The organism is Citrifermentans bremense R1, assembly GCF_000426865.1.
Classification (GTDB): domain Bacteria; phylum Desulfobacterota; class Desulfuromonadia; order Geobacterales; family Geobacteraceae; genus Geomonas; species Geomonas bremensis.
This window is the reverse complement of the sequence record NZ_AUGE01000059.1, coordinates 1-6,005: the sequence shown is the minus strand read 5'-3', so window position 1 is coordinate 6,005 and position 6,005 is coordinate 1. Positions and strand designations below refer to the sequence as shown.

Annotated in this window: 5 protein-coding genes, 1 pseudogene and 1 riboswitch; of the genes and pseudogenes, 4 read left to right on the top strand and 2 right to left on the bottom strand. The window is 48.6% G+C overall.

The genetic code is table 11. The annotated features are described in order from the left end of the window. On the bottom strand, nt 1-257 hold a 257-nt coding region (locus K419_RS0118485; protein WP_026842847.1), incomplete at its 3' end, for a transposase. 44 nt (nt 258-301) lie between these two features. After that, nucleotides 302-2,536 (bottom strand): RCC1 domain-containing protein, encoded by a 2,235-nt coding sequence (locus K419_RS22900; protein WP_051293121.1) that lies wholly within the window; start codon nt 2,534-2,536, stop codon nt 302-304. 444 nt (nt 2,537-2,980) lie between these two features. Continuing rightward, nucleotides 2,981-3,071: riboswitch (cyclic di-GMP riboswitch) on the bottom strand. A 518-nt stretch (nt 3,072-3,589) separates the two neighbouring features. Here K419_RS22900 and K419_RS22895 point away from each other — a divergent pair. The 4 genes and pseudogenes from K419_RS22895 to K419_RS24190 form a co-directional block, all read left to right on the top strand. Further along, a complete protein-coding gene (locus K419_RS22895; protein ID WP_084154281.1) occupies nt 3,590-4,375 on the top strand; it encodes a type IV toxin-antitoxin system AbiEi family antitoxin domain-containing protein in 786 nt (261 codons plus the stop codon). Between the two features lies 1 nt (nt 4,376). Then, a complete protein-coding gene (locus K419_RS0118470) occupies nt 4,377-5,303 on the top strand; it encodes a nucleotidyl transferase AbiEii/AbiGii toxin family protein (protein ID WP_026842846.1) in 927 nt (308 codons plus the stop codon). A 13-nt stretch (nt 5,304-5,316) separates the two neighbouring features. Then, on the top strand, nt 5,317-5,901 hold the full coding sequence (locus K419_RS22890) for an ArsR/SmtB family transcription factor (protein ID WP_051293117.1): 585 nt from the start codon (nt 5,317-5,319) through the stop codon (nt 5,899-5,901). Then, a pseudogene (locus K419_RS24190) lies at nt 5,801-6,005 on the top strand (IS3-like element ISAzo10 family transposase); the annotation flags it as partial. The gene K419_RS22890 and the pseudogene K419_RS24190, both read left to right, overlap by 101 nt.

Here is a 6,005-nt window from a genome sequence, read left to right as displayed (position 1 = left end):
TCACGCTCCATCTTCAATCGCTCGTTTTCGCGCTTGAGCTGGCGAATGGTCTCAGCGTCCGATTCGGAGCTGTGTCCTTTGCCGGGGAAGGCTGCCTCCGGCTTTGCAGAGAACTCGTTGATCCAGTTGTACAGCGTGTTGGGATGGATTCCCAGATCACGTGCAATCTCGGGGACCTTCGCGTCCCCCTCGGTCGCTAGCTTGACCGTTTCAATCTTGAACTCTCTGGGGTAGGTCTTCCTCTTCTTCTGTTGCATGACAGTCCTCCTGCTGCGCTGGTTGTAGCAGCTTTTCGGACTGTTCACAAGAACGGGGCAGCATCATACGTTCCAATTGGTAGGGTTAATGTTTTTTTAAAATCCAAAGCCTGTCTATCATGTGAAGTAATTGGTGAGGCAAAATATTCGTTTACAAGAATACCAAAATCATCTACGTCAAAAACTTCCAAATTAAAATAGTTGAGGGAATTTTGTAGACTGTAGGCAGATGCGTGTTTCAAATTAAGTGTGAAATCGCCGGGTACATCGACTGTTAATTTGTAGTAATCAACGTCAGGGCCGGCAGCTTTGAGTTGAAAACGTCCAGTATACGGGCTGTTAACACTTATTTCAGTAGCAGTTTTAATACTGTCGTTAAGTTCAATTTCGTAATTTGCACCTTGTGTGAGACTATAGCTCAAAACATAATCAATTTCATTGACGTTTGTGCCGCTAGATAATTTTATATAATAATCCCCTTTAGGTAGCCCAATGAACCTGACAAAATTTAAAGGTTGGTTACTCTGAGAGGTGATAGGTGCATAAAAATAGGTATTTCCAACACTTCCAGAACCGTCGATGCCGAAAACGGTGATATTGAAGAAATTTGGCGAATTTGCAAGGCTGTAGGTGGCTGCATGTTGAAGATTAATTGTTACATCGCCTGGGGTGTCTACCGTGAACTTATAGTAATCAACGTCCGGATCCGTTGATTTCATCTGAAATCGCCCTATATACGGGGTATCCGATTTTATTGTATTTGCTGTGCTGATACTGTCGTTCAGTTCAACCTCATACGTATTACCTGGTGTGAACTGATAATTAATTGTATAGTCAAGTTGGCTAGAAGATGTTCCACTATCAATTTCAATGTAATATACACCTCTTGGCAGACCAATATGTCTTACAAAATCTAGTGGCGCTCTGTCCTGTGAAATCACCGCTGAGTAGTAATACTGATGGGCGTTTGGTCTATACTCATCGGAATCGTATACATTGATGTTGAAATAATTTGGTGAATTAGCAATACTATAAGTTGACTCATGCTTCAAATTAATTGCAACATCACCCGCTGTGTCAATAGTGAATGTATATGTTTTATGACCCGAATTATTTGAACCAAGCACAAGATGGTCGGTAACACCAAAACCAGGCTGAATTGGAGTTGCATTATTTGCAATAATAGGAAATTGAACTTTAACTGGAGTATTTGAGTTGGTTGTTGTCTCATTTCCTAGCTGGCCTTGCTCATTATCCCCCCAGGCCCAGAGGGTGCCATCCATCTTCAGCGCCACGGTGTGATAAGAACCCGCGGCTACTGCGGCATATTCCGAGCCGACCTGCACCGGGAAGTTACTAAGTTTGGTGGTACCGTTCCCCAGCTCACCGTAGCCGTTCTCCCCCCAAGCCCAGAGGGTGCCATCCGTCTTTAGCGCAATGGAGACCGTGTCTCCCGCGGCCACAGCGGCGTAGCCCGAACCGATCTGCGAAGGGACGATTATCTGTCTCAAGCCGTCAAGCCCCCATGCCCAGAGGCTGTCGTCCGACTTTACCGCCACTGTGTGATTGCCCCCCGCAGCCACGACGGCAAAGCCCGAACCTACCTGCCAAGGTGAGTAAATACTGTTCGTTGTGCCGTTCCCCAGTTGGCCGTAGCCGTTACCCCCCCAGGCCCAGAGGCTGCCATCCGTCTTCTGCGCCACTGTGTGATTGTAACCTGCGGCCACAGCGGCGTATCCCGAGCCGACCTGCACCGGGATGTTGCTGCGGTTCGTAGTGCCGTCTCCCAGTTGGCCGAAGTTGTTATCCCCCCAAGCCCAGAGGCTGCCATCCGTCTTCAGCGCCACTGTGTGATTGTAGCCTGCGGCTACAGCGGCGAATCCCGAGCCGACCTGTAACGGGATGTAGCTGCGGTTCGTAGTGCCGTTCCCCAACTGGCCGGAGTTGTTATCCCCCCAGGCCCAGAGGCTGCCATCCGTCTTCAGCGCCACTGTGTGATTGTAACCTGCGGCCACAGCGGCGTATCCCGAGCCGACTTGTAACGGGACGGTCTTGCTGATCGATGTACCGTCCCCCAGCTGCCCGTAGATGTTACCCCCCCACGCCCAAATGGTACCATCTGACAGTACAGCTATGGTGTGGTTTCGACCCGCAGAAAACTGCGGTGTAGCCGCTTGAACTTGACAAGTAAGGCAACATAAAATCATAAATACTAGGGTAAAAAATCCTGCAATTTTACTTAGCTTTCCGCTAAAAGTGGACGTGATTATTTTTCCCACAAAAACCTCCGAGTAATAAATTCATATCAATTACTGATAACAAAGATTATCGACACTCCAAACTAAATAATAAATTCGAGTTAACCAAATTATGTTGGCGAGGCTTTATTAGGAAATGATGCGACGAGATGGCCACTTGGTGACTTATAGGGACAGGATATAATAGAGGCTGCTACAATAAATGTGAGAGCCGTATAGGTAAAAAACGATGGGGTAATGGAAACTGCATGCAAAGAGTACGATTTAAATTGAATTTTTGGAGCTAGTTCGGTATCAGAACTGAACTGGTGGATTAGGTCATTGCAAACATGCCAGGGCTCGTCAGGATGCAGATGCAACAGCGTTCTGCCACAATGCAAATGCAGTAGCGAAAGCGGTACAAGAAGGAGCAACCTGCATTTGGAGGAGAAGAAGTAACGCAAGACGGTTCCGTTAAGCCATTGCCTCGGTAGTCCGACTATCCATCGCCCTATTTTGGACTGTTGGACTCGTGACTTTGTGCCCCTACCTCACAGTAGGTTTACCCTGTAACGGAACAATGCATGAAATTATTTATATCAACCAAGCAATAAATGTGCCGCATACCACAAGCTTTACACATTAACAGTTTAGTATTTTAATTAGAATCATGTCCGTGCTATGACTACAAGAAGCGGCGTGGAATGGCTCATTTTTTTCAGAACTTCCAATATTTTTTGTTGGCCCACACGAATGAGCCGATAGGAGGAATGGAAACAATAATAAGAATCATAAAATCAAACACGACGCGGCCGGAGGCGGCACACGAGCCTTGTAAGTCGATGGTCATACATGCAGATGAAAAAGAAAAAACCTTGTGGTTAAGCCAGGTTTTCACCTTCCGAGAAAGGGGGGTGGTAGGCTCTGGCCGCCTTGCCTTTGGCGTGGCAGAGCCTACCATCTATATCGCGAGAAATCAATGGCATCGCCTCCGGCATGGCAATATTTCATAGAAATTTAATTTCTGTCGAATTGTCATTCTAATCTTGACATTCTGACATCCTACCAATATCCTCATATTGAGGAAAAACACTTATGTCAAAGAATCCTTTACAAACTCGTGATAGCCTAATAAAGGGACTGCGTAAATTGCCCAAGGGCACGCCGGTCACGACCGCCCAATGCGAGCGATACTGGAACGCCTCAAGGCAGTCTGTCCACTGGTATGCGAAGTCTGGATGGCTGGATCAATTGGGACATGGCTACTACATCCGTGAAGGAGAAACGCCAACGGTTACGGGGACGGTGGCCGCTTTAGAAGCGGCCGGCGTCGATGTGCACATCGCCGGCAAAACTGCTCTTGCTCTAAAAGGTTTCAGTCACTATGTCTCCCTGGGGAAAGGAAAGCTTTACCTCTACGGCTACACAGTCAGGCGCTTACCCAAGTGGATGGACAATTTCTTCTCCATCGAGCTGAAAACAACCAAACTCTTCAAGGAACAGGATTCGTATGATTCCCGTTTATTTGTGCGGCAGTTCGACTCGGAGGAAAGGTCTAGCATGTATGCTCCTTATGTTTCTGATCCAGAACGCGCTCTCCTTGAAATGCTCGATAACGTACCAGCTACTCAATCTATGCAGGAAGCAAAAGAGATCATGGAAAGCATGTTCGCTTTAAATCCCGGTAAGCTTACTATCCTCCTAGAACACTGCATAAAGATAAAAGTGAAGCGTTTATTTTGGCAACTTGCTAGTGAATTAGACCTCCCTGTAACAAAAGAAATAGATTTTAGTAAAATTGACTTTGGTTCTGACAGCCCATACTTTATAATGACCAGCAATAAAACTTTAGTAATCAAAAAACCTACGAAAGGCCAGTAGAATGCAAGCGAATTACATAGAAACAGTGAGATTGCTGTTGGACGTAGCACCCTTCGTCTTCAAAGACAGCCCTTTTGCTATGAAGGGCGGGACCGCCATAAACTTATTTCATCAGAATATGCCACGGTTGTCCGTAGATATTGACTTGGTTGTAGTCCCGTATTACGAGACGAGGAACGAGGCCTTGGCCGCCATAGAGACCGCACTCGATAAAATCGCTACTGAGTTGAAGGACAAACTCAAGGTCGAGGTGAAGCGCGGTACATCTGGAAGCGACTACGAAACCAAGCTGTTTATCACCCGCAGTGGCATTCTGGTAAAGGTCGAGGTAAATCACGTATTCCGCCAAAGCGTATATCCGATCGTGAAACTGCCTCTCATGCCAGCCGCGGCAGACAAGTTCGATCGTTACGTTGTTGTTCCAACCTTGGACCACGACGAATTGTATGGCAGTAAACTGGTGGCCGCTCTCGACCGCCAACATCCGCGTGATCTATTCGATGTCATGCTGCTTTACCGCAATGGTGGTATCACTCCCAGGATCCGGCGCGCTTTCACTGTTTACCTGGCAGGCCACAACCGGCAGATCAACGAGATGTTGCCACCATTGCCTCACGACATATCCACTTCCTTTGAGAGTGAATTTGTCGGCATGACCACCGAGGAAGTTACTCTCGCGGAATTGCTTGAAGTCAGGGACCGCCTCTTTAGGGAACTACCAGCAGCACTAGATGAAGATGAGCGGCACTTCCTGCTCTCCATGAAGAAAGCCAAGCCTGATTGGGACTGCCTGGGGCTCGAAGGGCTTGAAAAGTTGCCTTCTCTGCGCTGGAAATTGCAAAATTTGGAAAAACTCGCCGCAGGCAACCAGGGGAAGCACGAAGAGTTGGTTGAAATCTTGACGCAGAAGTTAGGTGTGTCGCAGTAGCAAGGAGGCAGTCATGGAAACAATCAGCGCATACAGCGCCGAGGTCTTGAGGCTGCTCGGTCAGATCACCCGGCTCATGATCGTAGAGGCATTGCGGGAAAAGGAGCTCTATGTCTCCGAGATCTTCACCATCCTTGAGGAGGAGCAGTCGAACGTCTCGAAGCACCTCTCTCAAATGGCCCAAAACGGCATCCTGGGAACCCGAAAGGACCCGGACTCCCCCAAATGCTACTATAGGGTGAAGCTCACCGGGATCTTCGGAATAATCGACCTCGCAAAACGCCTTGTAGAGCGCGAACGCGACGGGGTGCAGGGGGTAGCCGCCCTCCCCTTCGTTGCCGGCGTTCTGAAGGAGATCGGCCAGCCGTCTCGGATGGCGATCCCGCCGTGTCAAAATAGTTGTCGCCTCAATAGCTCACCTGTAAACTGCGGGCGGAGGAGGCAATCACATGGCTCGATACTCACAAGAATTCAAACAACGGGCAGTTGCCCGGCTACTGCCGCCGGAGAGTTCTCCAATCGAAGCGGTGTCACGCGAGATTGGAGTTTCGGTGGACACCCTGGAGCGCTGGAGGTCGGCAGCTCTTGCGATGCCTGAGAGGGATCGCACTTGGACGGCAGCAGCGCGCTTTGAAGCGGTAATTACTACGGCTGCAATGGATGAAGCTGCCAAGAGCGCATGGTGCCGTGAGCATTCCATCT